This window comes from Bradyrhizobium sp. USDA 223, assembly GCF_044909005.1.
Lineage (GTDB): Bacteria > Pseudomonadota > Alphaproteobacteria > Rhizobiales > Xanthobacteraceae > Bradyrhizobium > Bradyrhizobium yuanmingense.
Window position 1 is genome coordinate 6,432,999 of sequence record NZ_JBIYDR010000001.1, and the last position, 21,513, is coordinate 6,454,511.

Sequence of the window (21,513 nt, forward strand, 5' to 3'; positions counted from 1 at the left end):
TCAGCTGCGATGGACGCTGAGATCCTCGAACACGGGCCCGTCGCCGTTGAGCGGATTGGCGGGATCGCGGCCATAGCGCAGCGTCTCGAAGCGCATCGCGCGCGCATCGATCATCAGGAGGCGGCCGACGAGGCCGTCGCCGAAGCCGACGATCTCGCGGATCGCCTCCAGCGCCATCATCGAGCCGAGCACGCCCGCGAGTGCGCCCATGACGCCGGCCTCCGCACAGGCCGGCACGGTGCCGGGCGGCGGCGCTTCCGGAAACAGGCAGCGGTAGGTCGGATTGAATTCGCCCTGCTCGTTCGTCTCATGCGCGCGGATGGTGGTCAGCGAGCCGTCGAAGGTGCCGAGCGCCGCTGATATCAGCGGCCGCTTGGCGAAGAAGCAGGCGTCGGAAACGAGATAGCGCGTCGAGAAGTTGTCGGAGCCGTCGAGCACAAGGTCGTAATCGCCGATCAGGCTGAGCGCGTTATCCGCGTTGAGCCAGGTGGCGTGACCGATGAAGCGGACATGTGGGTTGAGCGCCGCGATCCGCTCGGCGGCACTCTCGACCTTGTGCCGGCCGATATCGGGCGTCGTATGGATCACCTGGCGCTGCAGATTGGACAGCGACACCACGTCGTCGTCGACCACGCCGAGCGTGCCAACGCCGGCGGCGGCCAGATACATCAGCGCGGGCGCGCCGAGCCCGCCGGCGCCGATCACCAGCACCGAGGCCCGCTTCAGCGCCGCCTGGCCGGGGCCGCCGACGTCGCGCAACACGATGTGGCGGGCATAGCGTTCGAGTTCGTCCGGGCTCAGCATCGTCTTACGCCTCTCCTACCAAGCCATCGCTTTCACACCTCATGGTGAGGAGCGCGGAACGCGCATCTCGAACCATGCAGGCCCGGATCTCACCCGGGGCCATCCTTCGAGACGCGGCCTTCGGCCGCTCCTCAGGATGAGGACCTGTGTACACGGCCCGACCTTAGGCCTGAACCACCGCAACATTGTTCGCGACCAACGAGATGTGCTTCAATCGCATGCTTTTCAATGTTTTGGCGTTCAACGGGCTGGCTGGATTTGTCATGAGATCGATGCTTGCGGCAACACTGATGTTGGCGGCTGCCACGAGCGCGCACGCCCAGATGACGACGCCCCAAGTGCCAGGCGCCACCCCGAAGACGGTCCAGACCGTTCCGGTCAAGCCCCCTGCGATGCAGACGCCGTCCGCGACGGCCGATGCCATGGCCAAAGCCGAGCGGCTGGCCCTGCAGTCCGACCTCGCCTGGGTCGGACAATATAACGGCGCCATCACCGGCGACGTCAGCGAGCGCATTGTCAACGCCATCAAGGAGTACCAGAAGGCCAAGGGCGGCAAGCCGACCGGCGTGCTCAATCCGCAGGAGCGCACCGCGCTCACTGAGGCGGCACGCAAGAAGCAGGAGAGCGTCGGCTGGAAGATCGTGACGGAGCCGACCAGCGGCGCCCGGCTCGGCATTCCCGGCAAGCTGGTGCCGCAGCAGGCAAGCGACGCCAACGGCTCGAAATGGACCTCGCCGACAGGGACGGTGCAGGTGGTTCTCAGCCGCCGCAAGGAGACGAACCCGACCTCGGCCAAGCTCGCCGATCTCGAGAAGGAGCCGTCCGGCCGCAAGGTCGATTACACCGTGGTGAAGCCGGATTTCTTCGTGCTGTCGGGCTTGCAGGGCGAGAAGAAGTTCTACGTCCGCGGCACCTTCAAGGGCGACGAGGTCCGCACCATGACGATCATCTACGACCAGGCGACAGAGAATACTGTCGAGCCGGTCGTGATCGCGATGTCGAGCGCGTTCAACGCGTTTCCGTCGGGACCGCTGGCCGGGCCGCCGCCGCGCAAGACCGTCGAATACGGCACCGGCGTCGTCGTCAGCGAGGACGGCGCGATCGTCACCGACCGCCTCGTCACGGATGGCTGCCTTGCGATCACGATCGCCGGCCATGGCAGCGCCGACCGTCTCGCCGAGGACAAGGAGCACGATCTCGCGCTGCTGCGCATCTACGGCGCGCGCGACCTGAGGCCGCTCAGCCTCGCCGGAGGGGCCGCGAAGACCAATGTCGATGTCGTCGGCATCGCCGATCCGCAAAGCCAGGGCGGCGCGGCCGCCGTGTCGAACCTCAAGGCCGCGCTGACGCCGGCGACGAGCAGCAATTCCGCGCTCTCGCCGCCGCCGCCGGTCGGCTTCTCCGGCAGCCCGGCCGTCGACGGCGACGGCAAGTTCGCCGGCATCGCGCTGCTGAAGCCGGCGGTGGTCGCGGGACCCGCGACGTCGGCATCACAGGCGATGATGGTCTCTGCCGAGGCGGTGCGCGGGTTTCTCAAGGCGAAGGGCGTCAGCCCGAATGGCACGTCGACAGACGCCAAAGCCGCCGTCGTGCGCGTGATCTGCGTGCGGAAATAAGGCGCTGCCGGCATCTCAATCCTCGTGTCCCGGACGCGGTGCGGCATGAAATGCCGCTCCGCTGAGCCGGGACCCATATTTCAACAGTCGCGCTTGTGGCTTCTGGGCCCCGGCTCTGCAGCCCACCGCTATCGCGTTGCGCTTTGTCCGGGGCACGGACCGCCTCACGTACGATTACGGAGCCGGTAATGGTACGGATTCGCTGGCATTCGCGATTCCGCCATCATCGTTACCGTTGATTCGGACCTCCGCGATCCCCTTTGGATCGGGCCGGCACGTCCTGAGCGAGAAGCGCTCAGCATCCAGAAGCGATGCACGTTCGCGTGGCGTATCCCTGACCCAGCACTCCAAAGGATTGACCTTCAATGCACACGATCGTACTGGCCACCCAAAAGGGCGGCAGCGGCAAGAGCACGCTTGCCATCGGCCTCGCTCTGGCCGCCAAGCAGGCCGGCTTCACCGTCCGCCTGATCGAGACCGACCCGCAGGGCACCCTCTCCAACTGGCAGCGCCGCCGCTCTACCGACGATCTCTTCGTCGAGCCGATCTATCACGCCGCCGATATCGAGCCGCGTCTCAAGATGCTCGCCGGGAGCGGCCTCCAGCTCGCGATCGTCGACACTGCCGCCGGCCTCAGCGCCGCCACCACCGCCGCGATCCGCCATTCCGACCTCTGCCTGATCCCGGCCCGTCCCAGCGTCGCCGACATCGAGGCGACCGTCTCGACGCTCAGCGTCGCCCGTGCCTGGAAGCGGCCTTACAGCTTCGTGCTCAACCAGACGCCGATCCGCGGCCAGCGCATCGACAACGCCGCGACCGCGCTCGCCGAGGAAGCCGCGCTCGATCTTGCCGAGGTGCTCGCGCGTCCGCTGATCGTGATGCGCAACGATCACCAGGACGCGCTTGCGAGCGGCCTTGCCGTGAGCGAATTCGCGCCGAACGGCAAATCGGCGGACGAGATCCGCGGCCTCTGGCGCTGGATCGAGACCCGGCTCGAGCTCGAAGCCACCACCAATGTCCTGATCGACCAGGTCATCTCGGCTACGCACGGCATGCTGCAGATCGCTGCAGGCAAGGCGTCGGACGAGACCACGACACTGGCGTCCTGAGCGGGGCGATCGCTCGGACGACAGTCGGGCTCTTCGCCATCCGGTGAAAGAGCCCAAGCGACGAAGCAGTCCGGCCACCAGCCCGGCCGGATTGCTTCGCCTCGCGCGTTGTAGCGAGGGCTCCCGTAGCCTGGATGAAGCGAAGCGCAATCCAGGAAGGTCTCTCCGCGGAGAGGCCGGCCCCGGATTACGCTGCGCTCCATCCGGGCTACGACGCTGCGGCAATCCCGATGGTCACTTCTGACATTTCGGGCACCAGAAGGTCGAACGACCGTTCTGCACGAACCGCTTGATCGTGCCGCCGCAGCGCGGCGTCGTGCATTTTTCGCCTTCGCGGTCATAGACCCTGAACGAATGCTGGAAATAGCCGAGCTCGCCCGAGGTCTGGCGGTGATCGCGCAAGCTGGAGCCGCCGGCCTGGATGGCGTCGTTCAGCACGGTGTGGATCGCGCCGACCAAGCGCTTGGCATGATCCGTCGGCTCGCCCTTCCTGGTGGATAGGGTCGCTGCAATGCGCCGCGGCGACAGATGCGAGCGGTGCAGCGCCTCGCAGACATAGATGTTGCCGAGCCCGGCCACCACGCGCTGGTCGAGCAGCGCGGCCTTCAGGCTCGTGGTCTTGCCTTGGCAGGAGCGCGCCAGCATCGCCGCGTCGAATTCATTGCCGAGCGGCTCGGGGCCGAGCCCGCGCAGCAGCGGATCGTCTTCGAGCGCGCCACGCGCAATCACTTTCATGTATCCGAAGCGGCGCGGATCGTTGAAGACGATGTCGGCGCCCGAGGACATCCGAAACAGCACGTGGTCGTGCGCGGAGTCTTTGGCCTTCGGATAGTGAAACTCGCCGGGCTGAGCCTCGTTGTCCGGCTTGATGACGCGGAACGAGCCCGACATGCCCAGATGCATCAAGAGCACGTCGCCGGAGGCGAGATCGGCCATGAGATATTTTGCACGGCGCCCCAGCCCCGTGACGACCTGCCCCTTGAGCCGGGCCACGAAGTCGCGCTGGAACGGAAAGCGCAAATCTGGCCGGCGGGCCTCCGCGTCGAGGATTTTCGCACCCTCCATCACGGGCTGAAGGCCGCGGCGGACGGTCTCGACTTCGGGCAATTCAGGCATGGTCGGGCATTCACCTTATGAGGGCGGTGTGATAGCGCCATTGCGGCGGGCGGGCTATGGTCCGTCGAGTGGAGTAGAGTAATGGATCGGCCGGGCGAAACCACGCATTTTGGCTTCAGGGACGTTCCCCTCGGGGACAAGCAGACGCTGGTGAACGATGTGTTTCGCAGCGTGGCGTCGCGCTATGACCTGATGAACGATTTGATGTCCGGCGGCCTGCACCGGGTCTGGAAGGACATCATGATCACCGCGCTGGATCCGCCGAGGGGCGACCGGCCGTTCGCGCTGCTTGACGTCGCCGGCGGCACCGGCGACATCTCGTTCCGCGCCGCCAAGGCAGCCGGCCCCGGCTTCCACGCCACGGTGTGCGACATCAATGCGGACATGCTGGCCGTGGGGCGCGAACGCGCCGCCAAGCGTCATCTGGACACCCAGGTCGATTTCGTCGAAGGCAATGCCGAATCGCTCGGCTTCGCCGATCGCAGCTTCGATGCCTATACGATCGCTTTCGGCATCCGCAACGTGCCCCGGATCGACCTTGCGCTGCGCGAGGCCTATCGCGTGCTGAGACCCGGCAGCCGCTTCCTGTGTTTGGAATTCTCCACCGTCGAGATGCCCGGCCTCGACAAGCTCTATGATCTGTTCTCGTTCAAGGTGATCCCGCCGCTTGGGCGCATGGTCACGGGCGACTCCGAATCGTACCAATATCTCGTCGAGTCCATTCGCAAATTTCCAAAGCCGGCCGCCTTCGCCGACATGATCCGCGAGGCCGGCTTTGCCCGCGTCAGCTGGCAGACACTCTCCGGCGGCATCGTCGCACTGCACTCGGGCTGGCGTTTGTGATCTCTGCCGTCACCCACATTGCGCGCCTGATCCGCGCCGCGTTCGTGTTTGCGCACGAAGGCGTGTTCGGCGCGGTCGATCCGAGCCTGGTGCCGCCGCCGGGACAGCTCGCGCTGAAGCTGGCGCGCATCATTGAGCGCCGTGGCGCCAAGCAGGGACCGCGGATCTCGCGCGCGCTGACGCGGATGGGCCCGGCCTATCTCAAGCTCGGCCAGTTCCTGGCCACGCGCCCCGACGTGGTCGGCGTCATCATGGCGCGCGATCTCGAAAGCCTGCAGGACCGCCTGCCGCCGTTTCCGCAGCAGGAAGCCGAGGCCACGATCGCGACCTCGCTGGAGCGGCCGCTGAGGGACATCTTCGTGAGCTTCGGCCCGCCGGTTGCGGCGGCCTCGATCGCGCAGGTGCATCGCGGCGAGGTGGTGCGCGACGGCATCCGCAAGTCCGTCGCGATCAAGGTGCTGAGACCCAACGTCGCCGCGCGCTTCCGCCGCGATCTCTCCGATTTCTTCTACGTCGCGCACAAGGCTGAGGCCTATTCGGCCGAGGCGCGGCGCCTGCGCCTGATCGAGGTCATCAACACCATGTCGCGCTCGGTCGCGATGGAGATGGACCTGCGGTTAGAGGCTGCCGCGCTGTCGGAGATGGCGGAGAACACGCGCGACGATCCCGATTTCCGCGTGCCCGCCGTCGACTGGGACCGCACCACGCACAACGTGCTGACGATGGAGTGGATCGACGGCATCGCGCTGAACGATCACAAGCGCCTCGCCGAGGCGCGGGTCGACCTGCCCGATCTCGGCCGCAAGGTGATCCAGAGCTTCCTGCGCCACGCGCTGCGCGACGGCTTCTTCCATGCCGACATGCATCCGGGCAATCTGTTCCTGGATGACGCCGGCCGCCTCGTGGCGGTCGATTTCGGCATCATGGGCCGGCTCGGCATGAAGGAGCGGCGCTTCCTCGCCGAGATCCTGCTCGGCTTCATCACCCGCGATTATCGCCGCGTGGCCGAGGTGCATTTCGAGGCCGGCTATGTGCCCGCGCATCATTCGGTCGAGAATTTCGCGCAAGCCATCCGCGCCATCGGCGAGCCGATCCACAACCGCACGGCTGAAGAGATCTCGATGGCGCGGCTGCTCACGCTGCTGCTCGAGGTCACCGGCCTGTTCGACATGACGACGCGGCCCGAGCTGATCCTGCTGCAGAAGACCATGGTGGTGGTCGAGGGCGTGGCGCGCGGCTTCGATCCCAAGCTCGACATCTGGCGGATCGCCGACCCCGTGGTGCGCGAATGGATCGAGCGCAACCTCGGACCCATCGGCCGCATCGAGGGCGCGCTCGCGGGGACCGGGGACATCGCGCGGGTCTTGATGCGCCTGCCTGAGATCGCCGAGCGGTCCGTGAAGGTGCTTGAGCAGCTCGAGACCATGACGCGGGAGGGCATCAGGCTGTCGCCGGAGAGCATCGCCGCCATGGGACGCAGCGAGGGCCGCAAGAACCGCTGGCGCACCGTGGCGCTCTGGATCATCGCCGCGACCTTCATCGGGATTCTGATCGCCGTCCGGAATCTGTGATTGCACTGCAATCACGCTGGTGATAGCATTGCTATCATTCCGTTCCAGAGGGCGTCATGGCAAGCCTGACCATCCGCAAGCTCGACGACGCCGTCAAAACCTATCTGCGGCTGCGCTCGGCCAAGAACCACAGGTCGGTCGAAGAGGAAGTCCGGGTCATCCTGCGGGAGCTGATCGAGGGCCGCGAGGAGCCGCTGACGCCGTTTGCGGTGCCCTCCGCCGCCCCGACGCCGCAGCGCAGCGGCGCCGTTCCCGAGGCCAGCGTCACCCTGATCATCGGCGGCGGGATTGCGGCCTATAAGTCGCTCGACCTGATCCGCAGGCTGAAGGAGCGCCGCATCGAGGTCCGCTGCGTGCTGACCAAGGCGGCGCAGCAATTCGTGACGCCGCTGGCCGCGAGCGCCCTGTCGCATGAGCGCGTCTATACCGACCTGTTCGACCCGCAGAGCGAGTTCGATGCCGGCCATATACGCCTCGCGCGCGACTGCGACCTGATCGTGGTGGCGCCGGCCACCGCCGACCTGATGGCGAAGATGGCGAACGGTCATGCCGACGATCTCGCCAGCGCCATCCTGCTCGCGACCAACCGCAAGGTGCTGCTGGCGCCGGCGATGAATCCGCTGATGTGGAGCAACGCGGCGACGCGCCGCAACGTCGCCCAGCTCCAGCGCGACGGCGTGGTGCTGATCGGCCCGAATGCGGGCGAGATGGCCGAGGCCGGCGAAGCCGGAACGGGCCGCATGTCGGAAGCCATCGAGATCGCCAATGCCGCCGAGCGCCTGCTGCGGCCGCCGACGCCGAAGCCGCTCGCGGGCACGCGCATGCTGATCACCGCCGGTCCCACCCATGAGGCGATCGACCCGGTGCGCTATATCGCCAACCGTTCCTCCGGCAAGCAGGGCTTTGCCATTGCCGCCGCTGCGCAGGCCGCGGGCGCCGAGGTTACTCTGGTGAGCGGTCCGGTCGACCTCGACGATCCCCCGGGCGTGACGGTGAAGCATGTCGAATCGGCGCGGCAGATGCTGGAGCAGGTCAAGGCCGCGCTTCCCACCGACGTCGCGATCTTCGCCGCCGCAGTCGCCGACTGGCGCGTCGCCAATGAAGGCGAGCAGAAGCTGAAGAAAACCGCGGCCGGCATGCCGCCGCTGCAATTGGTCGAGAACCCCGACATTCTCGCCACCATCTCCAAGCTCGCCGACAAGCGCCCGAGGCTCGTGATCGGCTTTGCCGCCGAGACCGAGCACCTCATCGACAACGCCAAAGCAAAATTCGCGCGCAAGGGCTGCGACTGGATCGTCGCCAACGACGTCTCGCCCGCCACCGGCGTGATGGGCGGCGACCGCAACACGGTCCACCTGCTCAGCCGCAAGACCGGTGCGCCGGACGGCGAGATTGCAGTTGATTCCTGGCCGGCGATGACCAAGGAACAGGTCGCCATCGAACTGGTCGCGCATATCGCGAAGAGCGTGACCGGCAAATCCCTGGAGTCCACATCTTGAGCACGAAGGTTACCGTCGAGCTGCAACGCCTCGCCCACGCTGAGGGCCTGCCGCTGCCGGCCTATCAGACCAGCGAGGCCGCCGGCCTCGATCTGATGGCGGCGGTGCCGGACAACGAGCCCATGACGCTCGCACCAGGCCAATACGCGCTGGTGCCGACGGGCCTTGTCATCGCCTTGCCGCCCGGACACGAGGCGCAGGTGCGGCCGCGTTCGGGGCTGGCGGCCAAGCACGGCGTCACCGTGCTGAATTCGCCGGGCACGATCGATGCGGACTACCGCGGCGAGATCAAGGTGATCCTGATCAATCACGGCACCGCGCCTTTCGTGATCAAGCGCGGCGAGCGCATCGCCCAGATGGTGATCGCGCCGGTGCTGCAGGCCGCGCTGGTTCCCGTCGTCACCTTGTCGGCGACCGGTCGCGGCGCCGGCGGTTTTGGCTCGACGGGGCGGTAGCTTTCTTGCCTCTCCCGCTTGCGGGAGAGGCCGTCGCGCTCGCAGAGCGCGGCGGGTGAGGGTTCTCTCCTCTGGAGACCGCCATCGTGGCAGGCGATCCGCCCGACGGGCTAACGCACGGCAATCCCAGCCGAATCATCCGCAGAATCACGCGCCTTGGAACCGCGCGGCCCGCATTTTTTTGGGGCCGCCTTTGCGTTCACGATCTGGACTCTTACCGGCGGAGTCGCGGTGAGGGTATTGTCTTTTGATTCGCGCGCGACGGGGGTCGCCGCGCGCAGATTCGTGCGGTCTTGAATTTCCGCGTCTTGGGGCAACTATGTCAGGCGTGATCGTGTCGATGCGTCGGACGCTGTTGTCGTGCACATCGCTGGCGCGCAACGGCTTGGTGGGAGGCGCTCTCGCAGCGCTGCTGCCGGCTGCGCCGGCCAAGGCCGCCGACCTCGTCGACACCCTCGCCCTTGTGATGGATCTCAACCGGCAGGAACTCGCGGTGCTCGCCACCGCGCTGGCCCTGCTCGGCTTCTCGGTGATGGCCGCGATCCTGTTGATGCGCACGCGGGTGCGCACGGCGAAGAACGAGGCGCGGCTGCGCGCGCGGATCGGGGAACTTCAGCTCCAGGCCGACCGCTTCGGCGCGCTGTTGTTCGCCGAGCCGCAGATCCTGATCTCATGGCCGGCGGGCGACAACCGCGCGCAGATCTCCGGCGATATCGCGTTGGTGCTGCCGCGCGATTCCTCGCCGCAGCGTGTGCTGGCGTTCGGAACCTGGCTGCCGCCGGAACCGGCGCTGCTGATGGACCATGCGGTCGATGCGCTGCGCGAGCGCGGCGACGGGTTCCAGCTGACGCTGACCACCGCGCACGGCCATATGCTGGAAGCGATCGGGCGCGCCATCGGCGGCCAAGCCATCGTCCGCATTCGCGAGCTCTCGGGCCTCCGCCGCGATCTGGCCGAGACCAATCTGCGCTACAAGGCGCTCTCCGACGAGACCGAGATGCTTCGCGGCTTTGCCGCGGCCGCACCGTGGCCGATCTGGGCGAAGGGCGAAAACGGCACGCTGACCTACGCCAACCCGGCCTATGTGCGCGCTACCGAGGCGACCAGCGCCATCGATGCCCAGGAGCGCAAGCTCGAGCTGCTCGACAGCGACGACCGCAATGCGATGGAGCGGGGGCTCAAGGACGCCGCCAATTTCACCTCGCGGCTGCCGATCGTGGTCGGCGGCGAACGGCGCATCTACGACGTGCGCGCCGTCAATGTCGGCAGCGGCAGCGTCGGCGTCGCCATCGATGCCAGCGAGGCGGATGCGCTGAGCTCGGCGCTGGTGCGCATGGCGGAGGCGCACCGCCGCACGCTCGACCAGCTCTCCTCCGGCGTTGCCGTGTTCGACGGCCAGCGGCGCCTTGCCTTCTACAACGATTCCTATCGCCGGCTGTGGGATCTCGATCGCAACTTCCTCGACGCCCATCCGGATGATTCCAGCGTGCTCGACCAGCTCCGCGCCGCGCGCAAATTACCGGAGCAGTCGGATTTCCGCGCCTGGAAGGCCAAGCTGCACGAGGCCTATCGCGCGGTCGAGACCGCCAAGGACACCTGGTTCCTGCCTGACGGCCGCGCGCTCTCGGTCGTGACCACGCCGAATCCCGAGGGCGGCGTCACCTATCTGTTCGACGACGTCACCGAAAGCCTCGACCTCGCCCGCCGCTTCGACGGCCTGATCCGCGTGCAGCGCGAGACGCTGGACAGCCTCGCCGAGGGCGTCGCGGTGTTCGGCAGCAACGGCAAGGCGCAGCTGTTCAATCCGGCCTTCGTGCGGATGTGGAAGCTGTCGAGCGATGCCATGCGCGACGAGCCGCATATCCAGACGGTGGAAGGCTGGTGCCATCAGCTGTTCGACGATCCGCAAGTCTGGCGCCAGATCCGCGAGGCCATCACCTCGATCGAGAACCGCGCCGACCTGCCGCTGAAGCTGGAGCGCAAGGACGGCAGCGTGCTCGACGGCATGATCCGGCCGCTGCCGGACGGCGCCACCATGCTGACGTTCCAGGACATCACCGACACCGAGAATGTCGAGCGCGCACTGCGCGAGCGCAACGAGGCGCTGGAGGCGGCCGACCAGATGAAGGTGGATTTCGTCCACCACGTCTCCTACGAGCTGCGCTCGCCGCTCACCACCATCATCGGTTTCGCGCACTTCCTCAGCGATCCCTCGACCGGACCGCTGACGCCGAAGCAGGCCGAATATCTTGACTACGTCACCAAATCGACCAACGCGCTGCTCGCGCTCACCAACAACATCCTGGATCTCGCCACCATCGACGCCGGCGCCATGAAGCTGGAACTCGGGCAGGTCGACGTCAGCAAGGCCATCGAGCTTGCCGCCGAGGGCATCCAGGACCGGCTCGCCACCGACCGCATCCGCCTCAAGGTCGAGATCGCGCCCGACGTCGGCAGCTTCGTCGGCGACGAGAAGCGCGTGGTGCAGGTGCTCTATAACCTCCTCGCCAACGCCGTCGGATTTTCTCCACAGGATTCTACCGTCGGCATCAGCGCGCGGCGCACCGAACGCAGCGTGGTCTTCACCGTGACAGATTCCGGCCCTGGAATACCTGCCGACATGAAGGACAAGGTGTTCAACTGGTTCGAAAGCCGCTCGCAGGGCTCGCGTCACCGCGGCGCCGGGCTCGGCCTGTCGCTGGTGCGCTCCTTCGTCGAGCTGCATGGCGGCAAGGTGCGGGTGGATTCGATCGTCGGCCGCGGCACGGTCGTGATTTGCGATTTCCCGACCGACCAGGCGGCGCATCGCGACGCCGCCGAATGACGGAAACAACCACATTCTCCGTCGCGCTTCACAACGAGACGGCCACGGCGCAATTGATGGCCGACCTCGCGCTGCTGGTCGGCCCCGGGGACGTCATCACCCTCACCGGCGATCTCGGCGCCGGCAAGACCGCGGCGGCGCGCAGCCTGATCCGCTATCTCGCCGGTGACGATGCGCTGGAAGTGCCGAGCCCGACCTTCACGCTGGTGCAGGGCTACGAGCTGCCACCCTTCCCGGTGCTGCATGCCGATCTCTACCGCGTCGAGGACGAGAGCGAGCTCGAGGAGATCGGGCTGTCGCCGCTGCCCGATGCCACGCTGGTGCTGATCGAATGGCCGGAGCGCGCTCCGTCGGCGATGCCCGAGGACCGCATCGACATCGCGCTGACGCACCGGCCGGCGCTGGGCTCGAACGCGCGTGCCGCCGACATCACAGGCCATGGCAAGAGCGCAGCTACAGTTGCGCGGCTGAAGGCGCTGCGCGAATTCCTCGACGCATCCGGTTACATCGATGCGACGCGCAAACGCATGCCGGGCGACGCCTCGACACGCTCCTACGCGCGGCTCGTGCGCGATGAGGAGATCGTCATCCTCATGAACTTCCCGCAGCGGCCCGACGGCGCGGCGCTCTACAACGGAAAATCCTACAGCGCCGCGGTGCATCTGGCCGAGAACATCAGGCCTTTCGTTGCCATGGACGAAGGCTTGCGCGTGGTGGGGATCTCGGCGCCCGCGATCCACCATTACGATCTCGACCACGGCTTCCTGATCTCAGAGGATTTCGGCAGTGAAGGCGTGATCGAAGGTGACCCGCCGCGCCCGATCGGCGAACGTTACGAAGCTGCGACAGACGTGCTGGCCGTGCTGCACAGAAGGACGTTGCCGGAGACGCTGCAGCTGCCGGATCAGACCTACACCATTCCTGCCTTCGACACCGAGGCGCTACTGATCGAGATCGGGTTGATGCCGGAATGGTATCTGCCCGATCGCAACGCGCCGCTGAGCGATGCGAAGCGCGCAGAGTTCTTCGCGATGTGGCGCGAGTTGCTGAAAAAGCCGTTGGCCGGGCCGAGGACGTGGGTCATCCGCGATTATCACTCGCCGAACTTGATCTGGCTCGCTGACCGCGACGCCATCAAACGCGTCGGCGTGATCGACTTCCAGGACACCGTGCTCGGGCCGCACTCTTATGACGTGGTATCGCTGCTGCAGGATGCTCGTCTCGACGTCCCTGAAACTCTCGAGCTGACGCTGCTGTCGCGCTACATCAAGGCGCGGCGGGCGCAGGATTCGAGCTTCGACGCCGCCGGCTTCGCCGAGAGCTACGCGATCATGTCGGCGCAGCGGAACACGCGCCTGCTCGGCACCTTCGCCCGGCTCAACCGCCGCGACGGCAAGCCGCATTATCTGCGCCACCAGCCGCGGATCTGGACCTATCTCCAGCGCTCGCTGGCGCATCCCACGCTCGCCCATCTGCGCGACTGGTATCTCGCCAACGTCCCGCCGCCGGGCTGATACAGGACCGATTTACCGGCCGTTAGCCAAGATGTCGCTATTCTGGCGCCGAGGGAGCCGGAAGATTGCGGGGCTGGAGCGGGGCAGATGGCAGCGAAAGCGGATCAGCGCGGAAATAGCCGGGTTATTTTCGAGCGCGGGTTTTCGGCCCAGATGATGGGAATCGACGGCACCTGGCGGCGCGACTGCACCATGGAGGACGTCTCCGAGACCGGCGCCAAGCTGACCATAGACGGCTCGGTCGAAGGCCTGCATCTGAAGGAATTCTTTCTCCTGCTGTCCTCCACGGGGCTCGCCTACCGGCGTTGCGAGCTGGCCTGGGTCAATGGCGACCAGATCGGCGTCAATTTCCTGAAAGTCGGCGACAAGAAGAAAAAGGTACGTTCCACAGCCGTTGGGGCGTGACGGCAACACCCGTCGTACAACCGTCACGGCGGGTGGTTAAGGCGGTCGAGATGCGGTGCGGCAATTCGAGCCTCGTGTTAGGATTGCGAACGCGAAAGGTCTGAGAAAGCGAAGGATGTCCGTCAAACCGACCAAAGCCATGGTGCTCGCCGCAGGGTTTGGCCTGCGCATGCGCCCCCTGACGGACAAGATGCCGAAGCCGATGGTGCCGGTCGCAGGCCAGCCGTTGCTCGACCACGTGCTCGACAAGCTCGGCCAGGCCGGCGTGACGGAGGCGGTGGTCAACGTGCACTATTTGCCGGACCAGATCATCGACCACGTCGCATCACGCCAGCTTCCGCGCGTGACGATCTCCGACGAGCGCAACCAGGTGCTCGGCACCGGCGGCGGCGTCGTCAAGGCGCTGCCGCTGCTCGGCGATGCGCCGTTCTTCCATGTCAATTCCGACACGCTGTGGATCGACGGCGTGCGCTCGAACCTGACGCGGCTCGCCGAAAACTTCGATCCCGATCGCATGGACATCCTGCTGCTGATGGCGCCGACCGCGACCAGCATCGGCTATGGCGGCCGCGGCGATTACGGCATGCTGCCCGACGGCGCCTTGCGCAAGCGCAAGGAGAAGGAGGTCGTTCCGTTCGTCTATGCCGGCGCCGCGATCATGTCGCCCGCGATCTTCGCGGACGCACCCAAGGGCGAATTCTCGCTGACCAAAATGTTCGACCGCGCCAACGAGCAGGAACGGCTGTTCGGCCTGCGCCTCGACGGCGTCTGGATGCATGTCGGCACGCCCGACGCCGTGCGCGCCGCGGAAGAGGCGTTTCTGGAGAGCGTGGCTTAGGGGCTGCCTCGAAGACGGTGCCGTAGGGTGGGCAAAGGCGCCCTTGCGCCGTGCCCACCATCTCTCTCCAAAAAATACGTGGGCACGCTTCGCTTTGCCCACCCTACGAGACCTGTTTCGGTCCGGCGAACAGCGGGGACTACTCGCCCGCACCCATGACCAATTGACCCCGTCTCCCTATATTGCCTGATCCTTCGAATCAGGCAGCTCATGCGCGTCTTCAGCGTTCCCATCTCAGTTCCGTTCCTGCGCACGGTCGTCACGGCCCTGCTCGATGGGCGGCTGGTGGAGGGATTCGAGGCGCGCAAGGAACCGGCGCGGCTGGCGGACGCCACGCTGTATCTGCCGACGCGGCGCGCCATGCGGATCGTGCGCGAGATCTTCCTCGACGAGATGAAGGCGGATGCCGTCGTGCTGCCGCGCATCGTTGCGCTCGGCGACATCGACGAGGACGAGCTCGCTTTCGCGGGCGAGAGCGAGCAGTTTTCCGGGACCGCGCCGCTCGACATTCCGCCGCGGCTGGGCGAGCTCGAACGGCGGCTGACGCTGGCGCAGCTCGTCGCCGCCTGGGCCAAGGGTCCGGTGCTGGCGCCGCTGGTCGTCGGCGGCCCCGCCTCGACGCTGGCGCTGGCGTCCGATCTCGCGCGCCTGATCGACGACATGGTGACGCGCGGCGTCGACTGGAGCGCCCTTGATGGGCTCGTGCCTGATAACCTCGACCGCTACTGGCAGCACTCGCTCGAATTCCTGCGCATCGCCCGCATCGCCTGGCCCAATCATCTCGCCGAGATCAACCGAATCGAGCCAGCCGCGCGACGCGACCAACTGATCGAAGCGGAAGCCAAACGGCTGATCGCGGATCCGCATGGCCCCGTCATCGCGGCCGGCTCGACCGGCTCGATGCCGGCCACCGCAAAATTCCTGCGCGCGGTCGCTTCGCTCCCGCATGGCGCGGTGGTGTTACCGGGCCTAGACACCGATCTCGACGACGACGCCTGGCGCAGCATCGGCGGCGTGCGCGATGCGCTCGGCAAGTTCGCGGAGCATCCGGCCTCGAACCATCCGCAATACGCCATGAATGCGCTGCTGCAACGCTTCGGCATCAAGCGCAGCGACGTCGAGATTTTGCAGCCGCCAGCGGAAGACGGCCGCGACCTGCTCGCGTCGGAATCGATGCGGCCGTCCGCCAAGACCGAGGTCTGGCACGACCGGCTGAAGCAGCCCGATGTCGCCGCGAAGATCGCGGGCGGCATGAAGAACCTCGCGGTGGTCGAAGCGCCCAATCCTGAAATGGAAGCGCTCGCCATCGCTATCGCCATGCGCGAGGCGCGCCATCTCGACAAGTCGGCTGCCCTGGTCACGCCCGACCGCGCGCTGGCGCGGCGGGTGATGGCGGCGCTGACCCGATGGGATCTCGCCTTCGATGATTCCGGCGGCGACGTCTTGATGGAAACCTCCGCTGGCACGTTTGCGCGCCTTGCGGCAGAGGCGGCAACCAAGGGCCTGGAGCCGCCGACGCTGCTGGCGATGCTGAAGCATCCGCTGTGCCGGCTCGGCCGCGCGCCGGGCGCATGGAAGATGGCGATCGAGAGCCTGGAGCTTGCGGTGCTGCGCGGCACGCGCCCACCGGCAGGCACGGCCGGCCTCCTCCGCGAATTCAACCGCTTCCGCGAGGAGCTGGCAACGCTGTGGCGCAGCGAGGTCTCCGCACTGCATCGCGCCGAGCCGCGGGCTCGTCTCAAGGCCGAGGATCTCGATCGCATCCAGGCTCTGATCGACGCCCTGCAAAAAGCATTGGCGCCGATCGAGAGCCTGCCGTCGTCGAAGCCGTATGATTTCGCCGAGCTCGCGCATCGGCATCGCGAGATCATGATCGAGCTGTCGCGCGACGAGCAGGGTATTCCGCTCGCCTTCGAGGATCGCGATGGTCTCGCGCTCGCCGGCGCGTTCGACGATCTCCTGCGTGGCGGCACGACCAGCGGATTGCCGGTAGCGCTGACCGACTATGCGGACGTCTTCCAGACCGCCTTCGGCGATCGCGCGGTGCGGCGGCGCGACAAGCCGGGCGCGCGCTTGCAGATCTACGGCCCGCTGGAGTCACGCCTGATGCAGGCCGACCGCATCATCATCGGCGGCCTGATCGAAGGCGTCTGGCCGCCGGCGCCGCGCATCGACCCCTGGCTGAGCCGGCCGATGCGGCACGAGCTTGGGCTCGATCTGCCGGAACGCCGCATTGGCCTGTCCGCCCATGACTTCGCGCAATTGCTCGGCGGCGATGAGGTCATTCTCACTCATTCCGCCAAGGCCGGCGGCGCGCCGGCGGTGGCCTCGCGCTTCCTGCATCGGCTGGAGGCAGTGGCCGGCGACGAGCTCTGGACGGCGGCCATTCGCGCCGGCGAGACATACGTGCAGTTCGCTGCGGCACTCGACCAGCCCGACGCGGTCAAGCCGATCAAGCAGCCGGAACCGCGACCGCCCCGCGCGACACGGCCGCTCAGGATGTCCGTCACCGAGATCGAGGACTGGCTACGCGATCCCTACACGATCTACGCCAAACGCATCTTGCGGCTCGATGCGCTCGACCCCGTCGACATGCCGCTCTCGGCCGCCGACCGCGGATCGGCGATTCACGATGCCATCGGCGAATTCACGGAAAGCTATGCGGCGCGTCTGCCCGACGATCCCGCGCGGGTGCTGCGCGCGATCGGCGAGAAGCACTTTGCACCGCTGATGGAGCGGCCCGAAGCACGGGCGCTGTGGTGGCCGCGCTTCCAGCGTATCGCGCGCTGGTTCGGCGAATGGGAGACGGCACGGCGCGAGGCGATCGCGGCGATCGTCGCGGAGACCCGTGGCGAGATCTCGATCATGCTCGATCCTCAGCGCAGCTTCCGCCTTTCCGCGCGCGCCGACCGCATCGAACGCCGCCAGGGCGGCGGCTACGCCATCCTCGACTACAAGACCGGTCAGCCGCCGACCGGCAAGCAGGTCCGCATGGGCCTGTCGCCGCAGCTGACGTTGGAAGCCGCGATCCTGCGCGAGGGCGGCTTTCCCGGTATCGACGCCGGCGCCTCCGTGAGCCAGCTCGTCTATGTCCGCCTCAGCGGCAACAATCCGCCCGGCGAGGAGCGTATCCTCGAGCTCAAGTTCAAGCCGGGCGACGAGCCGCAGCCGCCGGACACCGCGGCGGCCGAGGCAAGAGCCAAGCTGGAAGCGCTGATCCGCGCCTTCGAGGACGAAAATCAGGCCTATACATCGCTGAACCTGCCGATGTGGGCGAATCGCTACGGCACCTATGACGACCTTGCCCGGATCAAGGAATGGTCCGCGGCCGGCGGATTGGGGATCGAGGAATGGTGAAGGCGCCGCGCCCCATCCCCGACGAGGTGCGCGCGCGGCAGGCGCGCGCCTCCGATCCGACTGCATCGGCCTTCGTCTCGGCCAATGCCGGCTCGGGCAAGACGCATGTGCTGGTGCAGCGCGTGATCCGCCTGCTGCTCTCGGGCGTGCCGCCGGAGAAAATCCTGTGCATCACCTTCACAAAAGCTGCCGCCGCCAACATGGCCGAGCGCGTGTTCACCACGCTCGGCCATTGGGTGACGCTGGACGATAATGCGCTCGACGCGGCGATCCGCGCGGTCGGCATCCCGCATCCCGGCGCAAAGCTGCGCCGCGATGCGCGAAAGCTGTTCGCCTGCGCGTTGGAGACGCCAGGCGGGCTGAAGGTGCAGACCATCCACGCGCTGTGCACCCGCCTGCTCCAGCAATTTCCGTTCGAGGCCAATGTTCCCGCGCGCTTCGCCGTGATCGACGAGCGCGACCAGACCGACATGATGGAACGCGCCAATCTGAAGGTGCTGCTGGAAGCCGCGCGCGATCCGGAGAGCGTGACCGGCCGCGCGCTGCTGACGGCGATGGCGAGCGCCGCCGATGTCACCTTCAAGGAGGTCGTGCGCGAGGCGTGCCTCAGCCGCGATCATTTCATGGCCTGGACCGACGAGGCCGGCAACGCGGAAGCCGCAGCGGCGCAGATGGCTGCGGTGCTGGGCGTTGACATCGGCGACCGTATCGAAGCCGTCGAGACGGAAATTCTCGACGGCCCGTTCCTGCCGCGCGCGCGCTGGGACGACATTGCCTTCGCGTTGGAGGACGGCAGCAAATCCGACAATGACCAGGCCGGGCGGCTGCGCGCGGCAAAGGTGTTTTCCGGCAGCGATCAGGTCGACGCCTATCTGTCCGTCTTCCTCACCGACGACAAGCTGCCGCGCAAGGCAGTGCTGACCAAGAAGTTCTGCGATCACAATCCGTCCGTGGCCCGCCTGTTCGAAGCCGAGGCGCAGCGCCTTGCAGGGCTGATCGAAAAGCGCCGCGCCGTGACGGTTCGGGACCGCACCGCGGCCCTGCTGCATATCGCGACAGCGGCCGCCGCGAATTACCGCCGCGAGAAGCAGGAACGCGGGCTGCTCGACTACGACGACCTCATCGACAAGACGCTGGCGATGCTGGACCGCATCGCCTCGGGCTGGGTGCATTACAAGCTCGACCGTGGCGTCGATCACGTGCTGATCGACGAGGCGCAGGATACCAGCCCGCGGCAATGGGACATCATCGCGCACATCATCTCCGAGTTCACGGCCGGCGAAGGTGCGCGCGAGGGGCTGAACCGCACCATCTTCGCCGTCGGCGACGAGAAGCAGTCGATCTTCTCGTTCCAGGGCGCGGCGCCCCACGAGTTCGACGCGCGGAGGCGCGAGCTGCACCGCAAGTTCACCGCCGCCGGGCTGAAATTCGATCCGGTCGCCTTCACCTATTCGTTCCGTTCGGGCGCGACGATCCTGCATTCGGTCGACCACGTCTTCCGCGATCCCGCGATCTACAAGAGCATCCATGCGGTCGAGATCGGCCATCCCCTGCACAACGCGCTCAGCGATGCCGGCCCGAGCGTGATCGAGCTGTGGGATCTCGCCGAGGCCGACGATCGGCAGGACATCGAGGGCTGGCGTGCGCCGTTCGACGGCGTCGCCGTGACCAGCCCCGAGGTCAAGCTTGCGCGACGCATCCAGGCCGAGATCAAGCGGCTGGTCGAGAGCGGCACGCTGACCGGGCACGAGGGCGAGCGTCGTCCCTTGCGCTATGGCGACATGCTGATCCTGGTGCGCCGGCGCGGCAACGCATTCGACGCCGTGATCCAGGCGCTGAAGCACGCCGGCGTTCCGGTCGCCGGCGCCGACCGCCTCAAGCTGACCGAGCACATCGCCATCATCGACCTGATGAACCTGGCCGACGCGCTGCTGCTGCCGCAGGACGATCTTGCGCTCGCAGTGGCGCTGAAGAGCCCGCTGTTCGGGCTCGATGACGACGATTTGTTCACGCTCGCCCATGATCGCAAGGGATCGCTGCGCCGCGCGCTCGGCGAGCACGCGGCCACAAGCGAGAAATTCGCCATGGCATTGCGGCGTCTTGAAGCTTGCGAAAGTCGTGCGCGCGAGGAGACGCCGTTCGCGTTCTATGCCTGGCTGCTGGGCGGCGACGGCGGGCGTGCGCGCATCCTGCGCCGGCTCGGCCATGAGGCCAACGACGCGCTCGACGAATTCCTGGAGCTCGCGCTGAACTACGAGCGCAAGGCGCCGGCCTCGCTGCAGGGCTTCATGGCCTGGCTCCGCTCGGCCGACACCGAGGTGAAGCGCGACATGGAGATCTCGCGCGACGAGGTGCGGGTAATGACCGTGCACGGCGCCAAGGGCCTGGAGGCCTCGGTCGTGTTCATGGTCGACACCACGTCTTCGCCCGCGGACTCGCAGCGGCTGCGGCTGATCCAGGTGCCCCGCGGCAATGGCGGCGAGGTTGTGGTCTGGGCCGGCCGCAAGGCCGACGATCCCAGGCCTGTCGCCGAGGCGCGCAAGGCGATGCTGGAGGAGACCGAGGACGAATATCGCCGCCTGCTCTACGTCGCGATGACGCGCGCGGCCGACCGGCTGATCGTCGGCGGCTGCATGCCCGGCAACATGAAGACGGTGCGCAAGCTGAGCTGGTACGACCTCGTCGACACCGGCCTTGCCGGCTCGGGCCTCGACAAGCAGGTGATCGAAACGCCGCTCGGCAAGGTGACGCGGTTCGCCCGTCCCGAGGACGTCGCGGCGCTGGGCGCGCCGGCGGCCTCCATGCACCAGACCATCGCGCTGCCGGACTGGCTGCGGACACCGGCCCCGCGCGAGACCATCGACGACGATCCCGTGCGCCCCTCAGGCCAGTCTGCCGAGGAGGGCCGCAGCGTCCGATCGGGCGAATCGGTGCAGTCGCGCGCGCTGGCGTTGCAACGCGGCACGCTGGTGCATCGGCTGTTGCAATCGCTGCCCGAGATCGCCGGCGAGCGCCGGCGCGAGGCCGCGCTCGGCTTCATGGCGCGCAACGCCGCGGACTGGCCGGAGGCCGATCGCATCGCACTGGCCGACAAGGTGCTCGCCCTGATCACGGAGCCGCGTTTCGCGCCCGTCTTTGCCGCCGGCAGCCGGGCAGAGGTCGCGATCGCCGGCCGGCTGGAGCGGCCGGGCCGCACGCCGGCCCTGGTGTCGGGGCAGATCGACCGGCTGGTCGTGCGCCCCGAGGAGGTCCTGATCGTCGACTTCAAGACCAACCAGGCAGCGCCCAAAAGCGCGGCCGAGGCGCCGGCGACCTATGTCCGCCAGCTTGCGCTGTACCGGGCGGTGCTGTCGCGGCTTTATCCCCAAAAGCCGGTCAGGGCCGTCCTGCTCTGGACCGAGGCCCTTGAATACATGGAGATTTCGCCCCCCGCGCTGGACGCGGCGCTGGCATCCCTTCATCTCGGTGTGAGCGTCCTTGACCCGGCAAGGGGCCGTTCATAGGTTGACCGCATGATCCCGGGCGCGATTCCAGGTCGCGCCGATTCTCTTTCAACCGAGTG

Annotated in this window: 14 protein-coding genes; 12 read left to right on the plus strand and 2 right to left on the minus strand. The window is 67.1% G+C overall.

All coding sequences use genetic code 11. The features are described from left to right. Positions 1–804, minus strand: coding sequence for a molybdopterin-synthase adenylyltransferase MoeB (locus ABIA40_RS29990; RefSeq protein ID WP_275500511.1), 804 nt, complete (start codon positions 802–804; stop codon positions 1–3). Between the two features lie 263 nt (positions 805–1,067). On the opposite strand from ABIA40_RS29990, the gene ABIA40_RS29995 reads away from it, so the two are divergent. Next, positions 1,068–2,420: a serine protease gene (locus tag ABIA40_RS29995; RefSeq protein ID WP_404544826.1), complete on the plus strand. Its 1,353-nt coding sequence runs from the start codon at positions 1,068–1,070 to the stop codon at positions 2,418–2,420. 365 nt (positions 2,421–2,785) lie between these two features. After that, positions 2,786–3,529: an AAA family ATPase gene (locus ABIA40_RS30000; RefSeq protein WP_404544828.1), complete on the plus strand. Its 744-nt coding sequence runs from the start codon at positions 2,786–2,788 to the stop codon at positions 3,527–3,529. Positions 3,530–3,763: 234 nt separating this feature from the next. Here the strand turns inward: ABIA40_RS30000 and mutM are convergent, their stop codons facing one another. Next, entirely contained in the window at positions 3,764–4,645 is an 882-nt protein-coding gene (gene mutM / locus ABIA40_RS30005; RefSeq protein WP_404544830.1) for a bifunctional DNA-formamidopyrimidine glycosylase/DNA-(apurinic or apyrimidinic site) lyase, read from the minus strand. Positions 4,646–4,726: 81 nt separating this feature from the next. On the opposite strand from mutM, the gene ubiE reads away from it, so the two are divergent. The 10 genes from ubiE to addA all read left to right on the plus strand — a co-directional run bounded on the left by ubiE (position 4,727) and on the right by addA (position 21,454). Continuing rightward, positions 4,727–5,488 (plus strand): bifunctional demethylmenaquinone methyltransferase/2-methoxy-6-polyprenyl-1,4-benzoquinol methylase UbiE, encoded by a 762-nt coding sequence (gene ubiE, locus ABIA40_RS30010; RefSeq protein ID WP_404544832.1) that lies wholly within the window; start codon positions 4,727–4,729, stop codon positions 5,486–5,488. Then, a complete protein-coding gene (gene ubiB, locus ABIA40_RS30015) occupies positions 5,485–7,059 on the plus strand; it encodes a 2-polyprenylphenol 6-hydroxylase (RefSeq protein ID WP_275500504.1) in 1,575 nt (524 codons plus the stop codon). The genes ubiE and ubiB overlap by 4 nt, the downstream gene beginning before the upstream one ends. 56 nt (positions 7,060–7,115) lie before the next feature. Further along, a complete protein-coding gene (gene coaBC, locus ABIA40_RS30020; protein WP_404544834.1) occupies positions 7,116–8,558 on the plus strand; it encodes a bifunctional phosphopantothenoylcysteine decarboxylase/phosphopantothenate--cysteine ligase CoaBC in 1,443 nt (480 codons plus the stop codon). Continuing rightward, positions 8,555–9,013, plus strand: coding sequence for a dUTP diphosphatase (gene dut / locus ABIA40_RS30025; protein WP_404544837.1), 459 nt, complete (start codon positions 8,555–8,557; stop codon positions 9,011–9,013). Before coaBC ends, dut begins: the two co-directional genes overlap by 4 nt. 319 nt (positions 9,014–9,332) lie before the next feature. Next, positions 9,333–11,837, plus strand: a complete 2,505-nt coding sequence (locus tag ABIA40_RS30030) for a PAS domain-containing sensor histidine kinase (protein WP_275500498.1) — start codon at positions 9,333–9,335, stop codon at positions 11,835–11,837. After that, the gene (gene tsaE / locus ABIA40_RS30035) at positions 11,834–13,351 is read left to right on the plus strand and encodes a tRNA (adenosine(37)-N6)-threonylcarbamoyltransferase complex ATPase subunit type 1 TsaE (RefSeq protein ID WP_404544839.1); all 1,518 of its coding nucleotides are present in this window, start codon (positions 11,834–11,836) and stop codon (positions 13,349–13,351) included. Before ABIA40_RS30030 ends, tsaE begins: the two co-directional genes overlap by 4 nt. A gap of 87 nt (positions 13,352–13,438) precedes the next feature. Beyond that, on the plus strand, positions 13,439–13,756 hold the full coding sequence (locus ABIA40_RS30040) for a PilZ domain-containing protein (protein WP_036009083.1): 318 nt from the start codon (positions 13,439–13,441) through the stop codon (positions 13,754–13,756). 115 nt (positions 13,757–13,871) lie between these two features. Then, positions 13,872–14,594, plus strand: coding sequence for a nucleotidyltransferase family protein (locus ABIA40_RS30045; protein ID WP_271543448.1), 723 nt, complete (start codon positions 13,872–13,874; stop codon positions 14,592–14,594). A gap of 210 nt (positions 14,595–14,804) precedes the next feature. Then, positions 14,805–17,951: a double-strand break repair protein AddB gene (gene addB / locus ABIA40_RS30050; RefSeq protein WP_404544842.1), complete on the plus strand. Its 3,147-nt coding sequence runs from the start codon at positions 14,805–14,807 to the stop codon at positions 17,949–17,951. Further along, entirely contained in the window at positions 17,945–21,454 is a 3,510-nt protein-coding gene (gene addA / locus ABIA40_RS30055) for a double-strand break repair helicase AddA (RefSeq protein WP_404544844.1), read from the plus strand. The genes addB and addA overlap by 7 nt, the downstream gene beginning before the upstream one ends. Positions 21,455–21,513: the final 59 nt, after the last annotated feature.

Bases quoted from the DNA above. Each gene is read 5' to 3' on its own strand.
- coaBC (WP_404544834.1), top strand. From the start codon at position 7,116: ATGGCAAGCCTGACCATCCGCAAGCTCGACGACGCCGTCAAAACCTAT.
- ABIA40_RS30000 (WP_404544828.1), top strand. From the start codon at position 2,786: ATGCACACGATCGTACTGGCCACCCAAAAGGGCGGCAGCGGCAAGAGC.
- mutM (WP_404544830.1), bottom strand. From the start codon at position 4,645: ATGCCTGAATTGCCCGAAGTCGAGACCGTCCGCCGCGGCCTTCAGCCC.
- ABIA40_RS30030 (WP_275500498.1), top strand. From the start codon at position 9,333: ATGTCAGGCGTGATCGTGTCGATGCGTCGGACGCTGTTGTCGTGCACA.
- ABIA40_RS29995 (WP_404544826.1), top strand. From the start codon at position 1,068: ATGAGATCGATGCTTGCGGCAACACTGATGTTGGCGGCTGCCACGAGC.
- addA (WP_404544844.1), top strand. From the start codon at position 17,945: ATGGTGAAGGCGCCGCGCCCCATCCCCGACGAGGTGCGCGCGCGGCAG.
- addB (WP_404544842.1), top strand. From the start codon at position 14,805: ATGCGCGTCTTCAGCGTTCCCATCTCAGTTCCGTTCCTGCGCACGGTC.
- ABIA40_RS30045 (WP_271543448.1), top strand. From the start codon at position 13,872: ATGTCCGTCAAACCGACCAAAGCCATGGTGCTCGCCGCAGGGTTTGGC.
- ABIA40_RS30040 (WP_036009083.1), top strand. From the start codon at position 13,439: ATGGCAGCGAAAGCGGATCAGCGCGGAAATAGCCGGGTTATTTTCGAG.
- ubiE (WP_404544832.1), top strand. From the start codon at position 4,727: ATGGATCGGCCGGGCGAAACCACGCATTTTGGCTTCAGGGACGTTCCC.
- ABIA40_RS29990 (WP_275500511.1), bottom strand. From the start codon at position 804: ATGCTGAGCCCGGACGAACTCGAACGCTATGCCCGCCACATCGTGTTG.
- tsaE (WP_404544839.1), top strand. From the start codon at position 11,834: ATGACGGAAACAACCACATTCTCCGTCGCGCTTCACAACGAGACGGCC.